The sequence below is a fragment of the Spongiactinospora sp. 9N601 genome (assembly GCF_044326295.1).
GTDB classification, from domain to species: Bacteria; Actinomycetota; Actinomycetes; order Streptosporangiales; family Streptosporangiaceae; genus Spongiactinospora; species Spongiactinospora gelatinilytica.
Genome location: NZ_JBIRBB010000020.1, coordinates 1 through 15,013, shown reverse-complemented (window position 1 = coordinate 15,013; position 15,013 = coordinate 1). Strand labels below are relative to the sequence as shown.

The 15,013-nt window shown below is 71.5% G+C and carries 10 protein-coding genes and 1 rRNA gene; 6 read left to right on the top strand and 5 right to left on the bottom strand.

Annotated features, from left to right (window positions below; all coding sequences use genetic code 11):
* Positions 1-122: 122 nt before the first annotated feature.
* Complete coding sequence (locus ACH34R_RS36190; protein WP_397566099.1) at positions 123-752, top strand: TetR/AcrR family transcriptional regulator; 630 nt, start codon at positions 123-125, stop codon at positions 750-752.
* 9 nt (positions 753-761) lie between these two features.
* Here the strand turns inward: ACH34R_RS36190 and ACH34R_RS36185 are convergent, their stop codons facing one another.
* Complete coding sequence (locus tag ACH34R_RS36185) at positions 762-2,219, bottom strand: PucR family transcriptional regulator (protein WP_397566098.1); 1,458 nt, start codon at positions 2,217-2,219, stop codon at positions 762-764.
* A gap of 117 nt (positions 2,220-2,336) precedes the next feature.
* Between ACH34R_RS36185 and gabT the strand changes: the two genes are divergently transcribed.
* Positions 2,337-3,689: a 4-aminobutyrate--2-oxoglutarate transaminase gene (gene gabT, locus ACH34R_RS36180; protein ID WP_397566097.1), complete on the top strand. Its 1,353-nt coding sequence runs from the start codon at positions 2,337-2,339 to the stop codon at positions 3,687-3,689.
* Positions 3,690-3,873: 184 nt separating this feature from the next.
* On the top strand, positions 3,874-4,158 hold the full coding sequence (locus tag ACH34R_RS36175) for a hypothetical protein (RefSeq protein ID WP_233508525.1): 285 nt from the start codon (positions 3,874-3,876) through the stop codon (positions 4,156-4,158).
* 6 nt (positions 4,159-4,164) lie between these two features.
* On the opposite strand, the gene ACH34R_RS36170 is transcribed toward ACH34R_RS36175, so the two are convergent.
* On the bottom strand, positions 4,165-5,379 hold the full coding sequence (locus tag ACH34R_RS36170) for an extracellular solute-binding protein (RefSeq protein WP_397566096.1): 1,215 nt from the start codon (positions 5,377-5,379) through the stop codon (positions 4,165-4,167).
* A gap of 480 nt (positions 5,380-5,859) precedes the next feature.
* The gene (locus tag ACH34R_RS36165) at positions 5,860-7,389 is read right to left on the bottom strand and encodes an MFS transporter (RefSeq protein ID WP_397566095.1); all 1,530 of its coding nucleotides are present in this window, start codon (positions 7,387-7,389) and stop codon (positions 5,860-5,862) included.
* 72 nt (positions 7,390-7,461) lie between these two features.
* On the opposite strand from ACH34R_RS36165, the gene ACH34R_RS36160 reads away from it, so the two are divergent.
* From ACH34R_RS36160 to ACH34R_RS36150, 3 genes are all read left to right on the top strand, one after another.
* Positions 7,462-8,202, top strand: a complete 741-nt coding sequence (locus tag ACH34R_RS36160) for a TetR/AcrR family transcriptional regulator (protein ID WP_397566094.1) — start codon at positions 7,462-7,464, stop codon at positions 8,200-8,202.
* Positions 8,203-8,285: 83 nt separating this feature from the next.
* On the top strand, positions 8,286-9,896 hold the full coding sequence (locus tag ACH34R_RS36155) for a PucR family transcriptional regulator (RefSeq protein WP_397566093.1): 1,611 nt from the start codon (positions 8,286-8,288) through the stop codon (positions 9,894-9,896).
* A 143-nt stretch (positions 9,897-10,039) separates the two neighbouring features.
* Entirely contained in the window at positions 10,040-11,515 is a 1,476-nt protein-coding gene (locus ACH34R_RS36150) for a phosphodiester glycosidase family protein (RefSeq protein WP_397566092.1), read from the top strand.
* Between the two features lie 213 nt (positions 11,516-11,728).
* On the opposite strand, the gene alaS is transcribed toward ACH34R_RS36150, so the two are convergent.
* Together alaS and rrf are read right to left on the bottom strand one after the other, a co-directional pair.
* Positions 11,729-14,437 (bottom strand): alanine--tRNA ligase, encoded by a 2,709-nt coding sequence (gene alaS, locus ACH34R_RS36145; RefSeq protein WP_397566091.1) that lies wholly within the window; start codon positions 14,435-14,437, stop codon positions 11,729-11,731.
* Positions 14,438-14,762: 325 nt separating this feature from the next.
* Positions 14,763-14,879 (bottom strand): 5S ribosomal RNA (rrf, locus tag ACH34R_RS36140).
* Positions 14,880-15,013: the final 134 nt, after the last annotated feature.

Below are 15,013 nucleotides of genomic sequence, written 5' to 3'. Positions count from 1 at the left end.
TTCCTGTAACGAAATAGGCCATAAATCCGGATGACTTCGTGCAGGACGGTTTGAACCTGCGCGGCCGGGGTTAAGTCATGTGTGGGTCGCGTGCGGGCCCCGGAGTGGAAGGGCTGAAGCTCATGACCTCGTCGGCGCCTCGTGGGCTCCAGGGCGCCTACCACTTGGGCGAGCGCACCTCCCACGACGAGCTGCGCACCCGGTTGCTCGACGTCGCCGGGGAGCTGTTGCTGACCCACGGGCCCGACAGCCTTTCCATGCGGCGCATCGCGACCGAGGCGGGCTGCTCCACCACGGTCATCTACACCATGTTCGGCAGCAAGGAAGGTCTCGCCGAGGCCCTGTACCTGGAGGGCTTCGAGCGGTTCCGGCGCAGGCTGGAGGCCGTCCCGCCGCGCAAGGACCCGTACGACTACCTCACCGCGCTGGCCCCGGTCTACCGCGAGGCGTGCCTGTCCGAGCCCGCCTACTACAGCCTGATGTTCGAGAAGGCCATCCCGGGTTTCGAGCCGAGCGAGCGGGCGCGCACCCTGGCCAGGGCCGCGCTCAACATCATCGACCGGGTGATCGCCGACTGCATCTCGGCCGGGTACATCATCCCGACCCAGCCGCGCAAGATCGCCGACGCGCTGTGGGCGGCCGCGCACGGCGCGATCAGCCTGGAGCGCGCGGGGCACTTCCGCGACTCGCGCACCTTCGACGCCGTGACCACCGCCACCATCTGCTGCTTCCTGGTCCGCAAGTCCGACTGAGCCCCGGGCTCAGCCGATGATCGAGCAGGCCACCCACAGTTCGGCGCGCGTGGCGGGGTCGTCGATGTCGCGGCCGAGCAGTTCGGCGACCTTGCGCATCCGGTAGCGCAGCGTGTGCCGATGAATGCCGAGGCGTTGCGCGGCGGCGTCCCAGTGGCCGTTGGCCTCGAGGTAGGCGCGCAGCGATTCCAGCAGGTCGGCGCGCGTGCCGTACTCCAGCATCGGGGCGAGCAGCGCGGTCGCGAACGCCTGGGCCGCGCCGGGGTCGAGCACCGCGAGCAGGCCCTGGCCGGGCAGCGCCGCATAGCGCATGACCGGGACGCAGATCCGGTGGGCGGCGGCCAGTGCGCGGCGGGCCTGTTCGGTACCGGCCGCCAGGCGGTCGAGTCCGACCGGCTCGCCGACGCCGACCGGCCCGTACGGCCCGAGCGCGCGTACCAGCGCCTCCTGCCCGTCCGCCGGGGCCAGCACGATGGTCTCCTCACCGAGCGCGGCGGCGAACGTCCCTCCGGCCGCCTCGATCACCCCGTCACGGTCGCCGCGGGTGGCGAGCACCACGACCGGAGGTTCGGGCAGCGGATCGCCGAGCGCGGCCAGGGCGGCGCGGGCGCCGTCCACCTCGCCGGCCAGCAGCAGCCGCAGCACCGCGGCCCGCACCCGCCGTTCGGCGGCCGGTCGCCGCGCCTCCTGCTCCAGCGCGAGGGTCAGCAGCGAGCCCGCCACGTTGACCACCGTGTGCCTGACCGGGGAGAACGTCCGCTCCCCCGCCGCCGCCCCGACCGCGAAGTAGCCCCTGACCCGGCCCGCCCCGGCGAGGGCCTGGACGATGACATGCTCATCCGGCGTGGACAGGGTGAGACTCGCGTGCCTGCCGCGCAGCCGCGCCAGCTCGGGCCGCAGCGCCGGAACACGCCCCTCCGCCCGCTCGCCCGCCGTGGCTATCACCTCGCCGGCGTCGTCGAGCAGCGCCGCCCAGCCGCCGATCTCGGCGACGAGCCTGCGCAGCACCGCGTGCGTCCCCTCAGGGCGCAGCGCGGCCCTGGTCAGCCGCCCCTGTACGGCGAACGCCCGGCTCAGCTCCTCGTACTGCTCGGCGGCCAGTAGTTCGCTCACCACCTTGCCGATGGCCACGAAGGCGGTCTCGCGGGGCACCTCGATGAGCGGCAGCCCGGCGTGCCGCGCCGCCTCGGCGAGTTCGGCGGGCACGGTCTCGTGGGTGAGCCCGAGGCCGAGGCCGAGCCCGGCGACCTCGCGCTCGACCAGCCGCGTGACGTAGGATCCGGCGGTCTCCGGGCTGATCCGCATCCCGGTGGTCAGGACGAGTTCGCCGCCCTCCAGGAACGGCGTGGGGTCTTCCAGCTCGCTGACCGCCACCCAGCGGACCGGCCGGTCGAGCAGGTCCTCGTCGCCGAGGGCGCGCAGCCGAAGCGGGGCGTGGGCGACGACGCGCCGCAGTGTCGGTGCCACGTGTCGATCTCTCCCTGGAGCGCCCGGGCGGATTGTACTATCTGGATAACCCAGGCCGTATCAGTCTGCCATAGTGCAGCATCGGCACCGGGCCCGGCCACACGTACCGTCACGGGTATGAGCACCATCACGCAGGGCGGCCCGTCCCTTCCCCAGGAGCGCCGCGTCGTCACCGAGATCCCCGGCCCCCGGTCCCGTGAGCTGCTGGCCCGCAAACAGGCGGCGGTGCCCGCGGGCATCGGTACCACGCTGCCGGTCTTCGTCACCCACGCGGGCGGCGGCGTCGTCGTGGACGCCGACGGCAACTCGCTGATCGACTTCGGCTCGGGCATCGCGGTCACCAGCGTGGGCAACGCCAATCCGCGGGTGGCCGAGCGGGTGCGCAAGCAGGTCGGCGACTTCACGCACACGTGTTTCATGGTCACGCCGTACGAGTCGTACGTCGAGGTGTGCGAGGCGCTGAACCGGATCACCCCCGGTGACCACGAGAAGCGCACGTTCCTGGTGAACAGCGGCGCCGAAGCCGTGGAGAACGCCGTCAAGGTGGCCAGGCACGCCACCGGCCGGCCGGCGGTGGTCGTCTTCGACCACGGCTACCACGGGCGGACGTTGCTGACCATGACGCTCACCGCCAAGAACATGCCCTACAAGCACAGGTTCGGGCCGTTCGCGCCGGAGGTCTACCGGATGCCGCTGGCCTACCCGTTCCGCTGGCCGACCGGCCCGGACAACTGCGCGGCCGAGGCCGCGGCGCAGGCCATCGACGCGATCAACAAGCAGATCGGCGCGGAGAACGTCGCGGCCGTGGTGATCGAGCCGATCGCCGGAGAGGGCGGGTTCATCGAGCCGGCCCCCGGGTTCCTGCCCAGGCTGGCGGAGTTCTGCAAGGCCAACGGCATCGTGTTCATCGCCGATGAGGTGCAGACCGGGTTCGCCCGGACCGGCGACCTGTTCGCCTGCGAGCACGAGGGCATCGTGCCGGACATCGTGACCACCGCCAAGGGCATCGCGGGCGGGCTGCCGCTGGCCGCGGTGACGGGCCGGGCGGAGTTGATGGACCAGGTCCACGTCGGCGGGCTGGGCGGCACCTACGGCGGCAACCCGCTGGCCTGCGAGGCGGCGCTGGGGGTGCTGGAGACGATCGAGAACGACGGGCTGGTCGAGCGGGCCAGACGGATCGGGTCGATCATGCTGCCCCGGCTGCGCGCGCTGGCCGACCGCCACCCCGTGATCGGCGACGTCAGGGGCCGGGGCGCGATGGTCGCCATCGAGCTGGTCAAGCCGGGCACCAAGGAGCCGGATGCGGCCACGACCGGCGAGGTACTGCGGCGCGCCCACACCGAGGGGCTGCTCACGCTGACCGCCGGCACCTATGGCAATGTGCTGCGCTTCCTGCCGCCGCTGGTGATCCCGGACCACCTGCTGGACGAGGGGCTCGGCATTTTGGAGAAGGTCTTCGGCGACCTCTGATCTTCCCGAAGTCTTCCCAACTCTTCCCGGGTCTCCCCTGGTTTGCCCGGCAATTAGGACATCAGGCTTATATACCTGGTGTCCTAATTTATTGCCCTACGCCAAGCGTGACGCCGGTGATTTACCGCACCTTGACGCCCGATTAGGCGATCAGTGAGCGAGACAGGGTTATAACGGTTCCCGTATGGCACTGACGATCACCTCGGGGAGCGTGATGGACGGGGGTCCTACCGCGACGGCACGGCTGTTCGATCCCGACGGCCTGACGTGCGCCCAGCGGAACGGCGACGCGTGCGTGGTCTGCCACAAGAAGTGGCCGAGACCGCGCATGCGGGTGGGGCGGCTGCCGGACGGCGTGGCCGTACTGGCCTGCGGCGAGTGCGCCGACGCGCTGCTGCCCGCCCCGGCGACGGCGCCCTGCCCGTTTCCCGCGCCCGTTCCCGGCAGACGCCGGGCCGCGCTGTCGTGAGCGGCGTCAGTCGACCAGTTCCTGCCAGCGCTTCTGCCATTCGGCGTAGTCGGTGCACTTCGCCGGGCCGCCGCGCCCGCAGTCGGCCGACGGCCGGGCGGCGAAGGCCACCTTGTCCAGCCACTTCTCATCGCCCACGTGAAGCGCCGCGCACACCCGCCCCGCCCGGCCCGTGCACGCGCCGGGATTGGCGGGGGCCAGCCCGTTCCAGGCGGCGGCGTCGCGCTGCGCCCGGGGCGCGCTCGTCCACCGCAGCCACTGATAGGCGCAGCTCGGGTGCTGCGGCTCGGCCGCCAGCATCCAGGCGTCCGCCCGGCCCGGGCCCGGATCGGCCGAAGCCGCCCGTACCGGCCGTCCGGCCCTGCGCAGCAGGCTCACCACGTACGGCGAGGTCTGCGCGAACGAGATCGAACCGTCGGCGAAACCGGACACCACGTCGAGCGGGTCGGTCCAGTAGGTCCGTCCCTTGTCCGCACGGTCGGCGAGCAGGGCGAGCGCCCGGTCCAGTTGCGCGGGCGTGAGCTGGAAGGGGTCGTCCACGCCGAGATCGGGCTCGGTCCGGCGCAGCGCGAGCGCCGCCACGGCGATGCTCAGCGGATCGTCCTCGATGGCCGCCGCGCCGGACTTGAACAGCGCGTCCACGCCGCGCGGACGCTCGCCTTCGGCGTTGTAGACGAGCTGGGTGGCCTCCCACAGGTACGGCACGCCGTAGACCTTGCCGCCGCGGTTGTAGGCGGGCAGTGTGCGCAGCCGTTTGGGGATGTCGTGGTAGTCGGGCAGCAGGGCGGTGTTCACCGGGCCCACCTTGCCCTCGGCGATCAGCCGCCCGGCCGCCTCGGGACCGGCGGCCACCACGTCGTAGGACGCGGCGTCGTACGCCTTGTGCAGTTCCTCGGCGGTGCGCACGTGGTCGAGCGTGGTCACCTTGCAACCGGTCTCCCGCTCGAACGGCGCGACCCAGTTGACCTTCGGGTCGTTGCCGCCCCACTCGGTGTATCCGTGGTAGGAGAGCACGGCCAGCAGGCCCTCCCCCTCGCCGAGCGATGTCGTGGGAGTGGGAGTGGGAGTGGGGGTCGGGGACGGCGAAGGCGTACGCGAGAGGGTGGCGGACAGGGCGGAGACCCGGGGCGGATCGGCGGTGGCCACGCCCGCCCCGCCGCACGCCGCGAGCGCGACGCCACCGGCACACACGAACGCCCCCATCCGCCTGCCACGCCTCACCTGGGGCCCCTTCCGCCGCCTACGTGCGGGAGCCTACCGCGCACCGGCCCCCCGCGAGGCGGCTCAGCCCACCACGGCAAGACCAGCCCGGCCCGGCACCCCGCCAGGGCAGGGCCAGCCCATCATGGCGTCCTGCCAAAGCCGTTCCACCCGGCCGGCCTCCCACCAGGGCGGGTCGGCCCCATGTGGCGTCCCACCGGGGCAGGGCCACGTCCTGCCAAGGCCGTTCGACCCGGCACGGCATCCAGCCAAGGCGAGGTCAGCCCTGCATGGGTGTCCTGCCAAAGCCGTTCGACCCGGCACGGCCTCCCGCCAGGGCGGGTCGGCCCCACGTGGCGTCCCACCGGGGCAGGGTCAGCCCAGCATGGCGTCCTGCCAGAGCCGTTCGACCTGGCACGGCATCCAGCCAAGGCGAGGTCAGCCCTGCATGGGTGTCCTGCCGGGGCGGTTCGACCCGGCACGGCATCCGGCCAGGGCGGGTCAGCCCTGCATGGCGTCCTGCCGGGGCGGTTCGGCCGGGGTGGGGGGTGCCGGGGGGCGGAGGACCAGGCGGGCCAGAAGTGCGGCGGCCAGGCAGGAGCCCACCCCCACCCACGAACCGAACGACAACGCCGAGACGAAGGACTCGCGCGCGGCCTCGGCCAGCGCCGCGTCCTGTAGCGCGAGGGCTCCGGCGATCGACTCCCGGGCGGGCGCGGGAGCGCCGCCCGGCATGCCGGACGCGTACACACCCGCCAGCACGCTGCCCAGGACGGCGACGCTCAGCGCCATGCCCACCTGCTGCACGGTGTCGTTCATCGCCGAGCCCACGCCCGCGCGCTCCGGCGGCACCGCGCCCATCAGCGTGGCGTACGCGGCCGGGCCCGCGAGCCCGGAGCCCAGGCCCATCACGATCAGGGCGGTGATCATCGTGCCGTAGCCGTCCACCGGACCGGTGAAGGACAGCACCGCGAAGCCGCCCGCCATCACGGTCAACCCCGCGACGATCAGCAGCCGGTTGCTCACCCGCTGCCCGAGCCCCGCGCCGACGGCGTTGAAGACCGCGCCCGCCACCGCGTACGGCACCAGCGCCACACCCGCCTGCATCGGCCCGTACCCCAGCACGAACTGGAGGTACTGGGTGAGCATCAGCAGCAGCGCCCCGGTGCCGAACGAGAGCAGCACGATGGAGAACGACGACCCGCTGAAGTTCCTGTCCCGGAACAGTTCCAGCGGCAACATCGGATGCCGGCTGCGCGCCTCCCAGACCACGAACCCGCCCAGCGCGACCACGGCCACGGCGGTCGCGGCCAGCGAGGCCGGAGTCGTCCAGCCCGCGTGCGGCCCGGAGATCACGACATAGACCAGCGCGGTCATCCCGGCGGTGGACAGCAGTACGCCCAGCGGGTCGATCGGCCGCGCCGGGCCGCGTGTCTCGGGCATCAGCGCCACCGCGGCGATCACCGCGACGACGGCCACCGGCACGTTGATCAGGAAGACCGAGCCCCACCAGTAGTTCTCCAGCAGGAAACCGCCCAGGGTCGGTCCGGCGATGACGCCGATCATGGCCACGGCGCTCCAGGCGGCGATGGCCTTGCGGCGCTCGTCGGCGTCGAAGACGGTGATGAGGATCGACAGGGTGCTCGGCATCAGGATGGAGCCGCCCACGCCCATCAGCGCACGGGCGGCGATCAGGTGCCAGGGCTCGGCCGCGAGCGTGGCGACCATGGACGCGCCGCCGAAGACGATCAGGCCGATGATCAGGAAGCGGCGCCTGCCGTACCGGTCGGACAGGCTGCCGGAGGTGAGCAGGAGGCCCGCGAACACCAGCACATACGCGTCGATGATCCACTGGATGTCCCCGTTGGTCGCCCCGAGGTCGCGCATCAGCGCGGGGATCGCGAGGTTGAGCACGGTGTTGTCGACCACGAGCACCAGCAGGCTCAGGCAGAGCACTCCGAGGATCAACCAGCGGCGGGGGTCGCGTTGCGGCGCCTCGCCGGGCGCCTCTCGTACAGTGTTCGATTTCACTCGCACAGCGTACGATAAGTCTCGCACGCTGTGCGAGCGGGTTTAGAATACTCGCTGGGGAAGGAGGGCCCGGTGACCGCGAAACCGCAGTACATCTCGGTCTGGGTACGCGAGGCGGCAGAGCGGGCACGGCCCGCCGCGGCAAGGCCAGGGCGCGGTCAGCCGAGCCGCGCGCAGATCGTCCGCGCCGCCATCGAGATCCTCGACGCGGAGGGCCTGGACGCGCTCAGCATGCGCCGCCTCGGCGCCAAGCTCGGCATGGGCGCGACCTCCATCTACTGGTACGTCGCCAACAAGACCGACCTGCTGGACCTGGCGATCGACGAGGCGTTCGGCGAGATCGCCGTCCCGGTCGGCGGCGGGATCGACTGGCGCGAGGCCACCGCCGTGTTCGCGCACAGCCTGCGCCGCGCCCTGATGCGCCACCCCTGGCTGGCCCGCCTGCTCGGCGGGCGGCCCAACATCGGCCCCAACGCGCTGCGCATGTCCGACCGGATGGCGACCATCTTCGACGACGCCGGCCTCGACCACGAGGACATCGACTTCACCGTCACCACCGTGATCGCCTACGTCATCGGCATCTCCGGAGCCGACGCCACCTGGCGGGACACGGTGAACACCTCCGGGCTCACCTACGAGGAGTGGACCGAGCAGCATGAGCCCGCGCTCCGGGCGGGCATGGCCGACCTGCCCCGGCTGCGCGCGATCTACGAAAAACGGCGGCTCCCACCGGACACGGGCAGCGCGCTGGAGGCGCGGTTCGACTTCGGCCTGCGCTGCGTACTGGACGGCATCGCCGGTCGCATGCCCTGACGGCCGATTTCCTGTCGCTTCGCCCCCACCATGTAAGCCGTACACCATCCAGATTTACAGCCTGATCAGATAGTGTCGGGCGCGTGCTCCCTACCATCGCCGACATCCTGGCCTTGGAACCGGTGCGCCGCGGCAACCCCCGAGTCGTGGCCGGCGCGGATCGGCTGGACACCCGGGTCCGCTGGGTGCACGTGGGCGAGGTGACCGACATCGCGCAGTTGCTGCGCGGCGGCGAACTCGTCCTCACCACCGGGGTGGCGCTACCCGAAGATCCGCGCAGGCTGATCGACTACGTGGGCGCGCTGGCCGAGGTCGGCGCGTCCGGGCTGATCGTCGAGCTGGGCCGCAGGTTCATCGGCGAACTGCCCGCCATGGTGGTCGCCGCCGCGGAGGAGCACGGCCTGCCGCTGGTCACGCTCGCCCGCGAGACGCCGTTCGTGCAGATCACCGAGTCGGTGCACGCCCGGATCATCGACATCCAACTGGAGGAGCTGCGCGCTTCCGAGCACCTGCACGAGGTGTTCACCGAACTGTCGGTGGAGGGCGCGTCGCCCGCCGAGGTACTCGGCCAGGTCGCGCGGATCTCCGGCAAGCCGGCGCTGCTGGAGAACCTCGCCCACCAGGTGCTCGCCTGCGAGAGCGCCGGTCGCGACACCGGCACGCTGCTCGCGACCTGGGAGACGCGCTCGCGGGCCGTGGCCCCCGCCGAGCGCACCGCCTACGACGCCACCTCGGGCTGGCTCGTGGCCATGGTGGGCGCGCGCGGCCAGGACTGGGGCCGGCTCATCCTGTTCTGCGACGAACGTCCGGGCCCGCGCGACATCGTGCTCGCCGAGCGCGCCGCCACCACGCTGGCCCTCGGCCGCCTGCTGGAACGCCACCAGCGCAGCCTGGAGCGCCAGGCGCACGGCTCGATCATCACCGGCATCCTCACGCACGCCTACGCCGACCCCGAGGAGGCCGCCGCCCGCGCCCGGGCGGTGGGCGTGCCGCTCACCGGCCGCAAGCTGGTCAGCGTGGTGCTGCGGCTCACCGAGCCCGGCGGCACCACCCTGGACGGCCAGGCACAGCTCGGCGACCTCGCCGAGGCCGCCGCGGGCGCGTGCCGCGACGTCCGCCTGCCCGCCCTGGTGGGCACCCTGGACGACGACAGGGTCGCGGTACTGCTCCCGCTGCCCCCGCGCGGCGTCGCCGAGGCCGCGCTCACCGCGCTCGCCGAACGCCTGCGCATCGCCTTCAACCCGGCCTTCGTGCTGGCCGCAGGCTCGACCGTCGAGTCGATCAAAGACGTCCGGCGCAGCTTCCTGGAGGCCGAGCAGGTGGCCGACGTCGCGGTACGGCGGCCGGACGGCCGGGTCTTCTACCGCCTGACCGACCTGCGCCTGCGCGGCCTGCTCCACCTGCTGCGCGACGACGCCCGGCTCCAGACCTTCGCCGAACGCGAGCTGGCCCCACTGCTCGCCCACGACGCCCAGCGCGGCGGCGACCTCACCCGCATCCTGCGCGTCTACCTCGAAGCGGGCCGCAACAAGGCGGTCGCGGCGCAGCGCGCGCACCTTTCCCGGCCCGCCTTCTACGACCGGCTGCGCCGGCTGGAACGCATCCTCGACACCGACCTCGACGACGTGGACTCCTGCCTGTCACTCCACGTGGCGCTGCTGGCACTCGAATCCTTCCGGCGAGAGCTCCGCTGACCTGAAACCCCGTGGGTGTAGGCGAATTGCCATACCTTTCTCGGCGTTTTTGGCGTGTTCCACTGACGTTCCGGGTCAAAGATCGGCACCATGGTTGACCGACGATCAACGCCCTCAGCCCAACCTGTGCCGGAGACAACACAATGACGCGTCGTATCCTCATCGGCCTGTCGGCCGCCACCGTTCTCGTGGTCGCCGCCGTACCGGCCGCATCGGCGGCGCCCGCGTCCGTGGGCTTCCCCACGGCCAAGTTCCCTCTCGGGCTGCGCGGCGTACCCGCCCGCGCGCACAGCGCAGTGGCACCGGGGATCGACCTGTTCCGGGTCAGCCACGGCAAGGCCACCGAAGGCTGGACGGTCACCGTCCTGATGCCCAACGGCCGCGACCACGGCTCCCAGGCCGACGCCGATGCCAAGGCCGCCGAGGTCCAGGCGGTCGGCGAGACACCGATCGTGACGCGGTTCGTGCGCCCCGGCGTGGCCGACGACCCCGAGCGGGAGTACTTCTCGGTCCGGATCGGCCGCTGGACCCTCAAAGAGCGCGCCAAGGCCGACAAGCTGGTCACCAAGCTGAAGAAGGACGACATCCGCGCCAAGGCCGACTACCTCGGCGACGACGGCTTCGACACCACCGGCCCGTGGAGCATGCAGGTCCTGATGGTGGACGGCCGCCGCTTCCGCGGCTCCTATGTGACGAGCGTCGGCAAGAGCGTGGCCAAGCGGGAGACCACCTCGTCGATGTCCCGGCAGGTGAACGCGATCGCCGGGGTCAACGGCGGGTTCTTCAACATCCACACGCCGAAGCAGCTTCAGGGCGACCCCGTGGGCATCTCCGTGGTCGGCGGCAGGCTGCTCAGCGAGGCGGTGGCCGGGCGCAGCGCGCTGATCCTCAAGGGCGGCACGGCGCGCATCACCGAGCTGAAGACCCAGATCAGCGTCTCGGGCGGAGAGGGCGGCGGCTCCGCCGTTCAGGGGATCAACCGGGCGGCGGCGGCCGACGAGCTGGTCGTCTACACCGAGGAGTTCGGGGAGAAGACGGCCGCGGACGGCGGCGCGGAGGCGGTCGTCGAGGCCGCCACCGGCAAGGTCGTCAAGGTACGCGCGGCGGGCGGCACCGTGCCGCGCGGCACATGGGTGCTGCACGGCCGCGGCACCACCGCCGACTGGATCAACCAGCACGCCTGGACCGACTGGACGCTCACCCGCAACACCAAGGTCATCGACCAGCGCACCGGCAAGGCCGTGCCGCTCACGCCGGACACCCACATCATCGGGGGCGCGGTCGGCCTGGTCCGCAACGGCAATGTCAAGATCACCGCCAAGGCGGACGGCCACGCGTCGGTCAACATGATCCTCCGCCGCCACCCGCGCACCCTCGCGGGCATCACCCGCACCGGCGGGCTCATCCTGGCCACCATCGACGGCCGCAAGCCGGGTGAGGCGGTGGGCGCGTCGATGGTGGAGGCGGCCAAGCTGATGCGCTGGCTCGGCGCCAAGCAGGCCATCAACCTGGACGGCGGCGGCTCCACGGCCATGGTCGTCAAGCACAAGGTCGTCAACCGCCCCTCCGACGGCCGCGAACGCACCGTCGGCGACGCCCTCTTCATCACCGCTCGCTAAGCCGGACCACCCCAAAAGGGCATGAACCCCAACCCCCGGGTTCATGCCCTTTCCCTTTGGAAAACTCCCCCTCCCCGAACCGCCCCGCCTCACGGGTGTACCACTCGCCGTACACGGCCCGGCCGGGCTCGGGCAGACGAGGTGCCCGGCTCCCGGGTACGCCGCTCACCGTAGGCGGAGCCCGATCGGGCTTGAGCGGATCAGGTGACCGGCTCAGGGGGATGGGGTGATCGACTTGTGGAGATGGGCGCGGGCGGCTTCGCTCGCGGTGTGGAGGGCGCGGTCGAGGTGGTGGACGCCGGGGCCGCCCGCGTTGGCGATCGCGCCACGGCCGCCCGCGCCGCCGCCGATGGTGCCGCCCGCCTCCTGGAGGATGTCCCGGGCCCGTACGCCCGCCGCGTACAGGTCCGCGCTCACCGCCGCGACGAGCCGGGCCCGGTCCGCGTCGCCGCTCGCGAGCACCACCACCGCGGGACGGCCCCCGCGCCGGTCGAGGACCGCCTCGGCCAGTGTCCGCAGGTCGGCGGGCACGTCACCGCCCACGCGGGCCGCGACCAGCCACCCTCCGCGCGAGCCGTCACCGCCCACCCGCACGGCCTGCTCCGACAGCCGCGCCGCCGTACGCTCGACCTCGATCCGATGAAACCGCCCGAGTTCGCGCCGTGCGGACGCCAGCGCGTCCAGCCGCTGCCGCAACCGCTCGGGCGCCGCCTCCGGCCGCGCGACGCCCAGGATCGCCGCCAGCTCGGTCAGCAGGTGACGCTCGCCGCTCTGCCGGCGCAGCGCGTCGTACCCGGTCAGTGCCTCGATCCGGCGCAGGTTCGCGCCGATCGACGACTCGCCGACGATCTTCACGGGCCCGGCGAGCGAGCCATGGGTGACATGAGTACCGCCGCAGAGTTCACGTGAGAAGTCGCCGATGTCCACGATCCGCACGGTCTCTCCGTACTTCTCGCCGAACAACGCGATCGCGCCCGCCGCCTCGGCCTCGGCCCGGCTCGCGTACCAGACCCGCACCTGCGGATCGTCCAGGATGCGCTCGTTGACCAGTTCCTCCACCTGGTTCAGCAGCTCCGGCCCGACCGCGGAGAAGTGCGCGAAGTCGAAGCGCAACCGCCCCGCCTCCACCAGCGAGCCGTGCTGGCGGGCGTGGTCGCCCAGAGTACGGCGGAGCATGGCGTGCAGCACGTGCGTGGCGGAGTGGGAACGCGCGATCGCCGCCCGGCGCGGCCCGTCCACGGACGCCTCCGCGGGCTCACCCGCGCGGACCTCGCCCGAGATCACTTTCGCGGTGTGCACGTGCAGCCCGTCGAGCCCGTACCGGGTGCTGGTGACCGCGAGCACCGCACCGCCCGCCGTACGGACCGTGCCGGTGTCACCGACCTGGCCGCCCGCCTCCGCGTAGAACGGCGAACGGTCCAGTACCAGCTCCACCTCCTGCCCCTCCCCCGCGCCGGAGACGGCCGCGCCGCCGACGATCAGCCCGACGACCGTGCCCTCTGCGGTCAGATCGGTGTACCCCACGAAGTCGGTACGGCCGTGCCGCGCGGACAGCGAGCGGTAGAGGTCGACCCGCCGCAGCGCCTCCGCCGTCCTGGCCCGGTCGCCCGTCTGCGCCCGCCGCCGCTGCTCGGTGAGCAGTTCGGCGAACCTGTCCTCGTCCACGCGCAGTCCCGCGTCCCGCGCCGCCTCCACGGTCAGCTCGACCGGGAACCCGAACGTGTCGTGCAACTCGAACGCCGTCTCCCCCGGCAGCACGGACGCCGACGAGCCGCGAACCCGCTCGATCGCCGCGTCCAGCAGCCGCGAACCGGCCCGCAGCGTACGCGTGAACGACTCCTCCTCCGCGCTCACCACCCTGGAGATCAGCTCCGCCTGCGCGGACAGCTCCGGCCACACGCCGCCGAGGTTGCCGACGACGCTCGCGCTCACCGCGGACAGGACGGGCCCCTCGATGCCGAGAAGCCGCGCGTGCCGTACCGCGCGGCGCATCAGCCTGCGCAGCACATAGCCGCGCCCCTCGTTGGCCGGCAGCACGCCATCGGCCACCAGGAACGCGACCGTCCGCGCGTGTTCCGTCACCACCTGGAAGGACAGCGCCTCCGGCGACCCGTCCCGCCCTGGAAAGCCGCGGCCCGCCAGTTCCTCCACCGTGCGCAGCGTCGGCGCGAGCAGATCGGTCTGGCACACCGTGTCCACGCCCTGGAGGATCATCGCCAGGCGGTCCATACCGAGACCGGTGTCGATGTTCCTGCGGGGCAACTCGCCGACGATCTCATAATCCTCCTTGGGTGAGCCGGTCCCTCGGGTCTCGCCGCGCACGGTGTGCATGAAGACGAGGTTCCACAACTCGATGTACCGCTCGTCGTTCACCGCCGGCCCGCCCTCGGGGCCGAACGCCGGACCTCGGTCATAACACAGCTCGGAGGACGGCCCCGCCGGTCCGGGGACGCCCATCGACCAGTAGTTGTCCTTCATGCCGAGCCGCTGGATCCGCTCGGCCGGGAAACCGAGCGACCGCCAGTGCCGCTCGGCCTCGTCGTCGTCGAGGTACACGGTCACCCACAGCCGGTCCGGGTCGAGGCCGTAGCCGTTGACGAACAGGTCGTGGGCGAAGTCGATCGCCTCGGTCTTGAAGTAGTCGCCGAACGCGAAGTTGCCCAGCATCTCGAAGAACGTGGCATGCCTGGTGGTCCGGCCGACGTTCTCGATGTCGCTGGTACGCACGCACTTCTGCACCGACGTCGCCCTGCTGTACTCCGGCTCCGCCGTACCGAGATAGTAGGGCTGGAACTGGTTCATTCCGGCATTGGTGAGGAGCAGGGTGGGTTCGGAGGGGATCAGCGAGCTGGACGGCACGAGCCGATGTTCGCGCGCGGTGAAGTAGTCCAGGAATGTGTCCCGGATCTGCGGGGAACGCATGGAACGGCCTCACATGGGTGGAGCCGGACGAACACCGGAATCTCCTCGCCACCTGACCGGTGACGTTCGTCCGAAAGGATCGGTGGGCGGGCACACGCCGAGCCGGCCGAGGGGATCAGGCGAGGACGTGGTCCTCGGAATGCCCCAGCTCGGCGCGACTAGCTCGCCGCCCCACCATGCGCGTCCTTCCGTAGGTCGATGAGTCCAGTGTAGACGGTGGTGGGGGTGGGGTAGTAGGGCATAAAAAAAGTGAGAGGTCCCTGGTCGAAGCGCGTCCCCAAAAGGACACACCCCAACCAAAGACCTCTCACCCTATTCAATGATTGTGCGGCAGCGACTTACTCTCCCACACCGTCCCCAGTGCAGTACCATCAGCGCAGGCAGGCTTAACTTCCGGGTTCGGAATGTAACCGGGTGTCTCCCCACCGCCATAACCACCGCAACCCTGTAAAACCACCAACCCGACACAACCCACACACACGGGCCATGACCTGGTTGCAGTCTCAGAATCACACAGTGAACGCGAGCACCACACACAGCACAAAAAGAAAGCGTGTTTGTTGTGGTCAAGTCCTC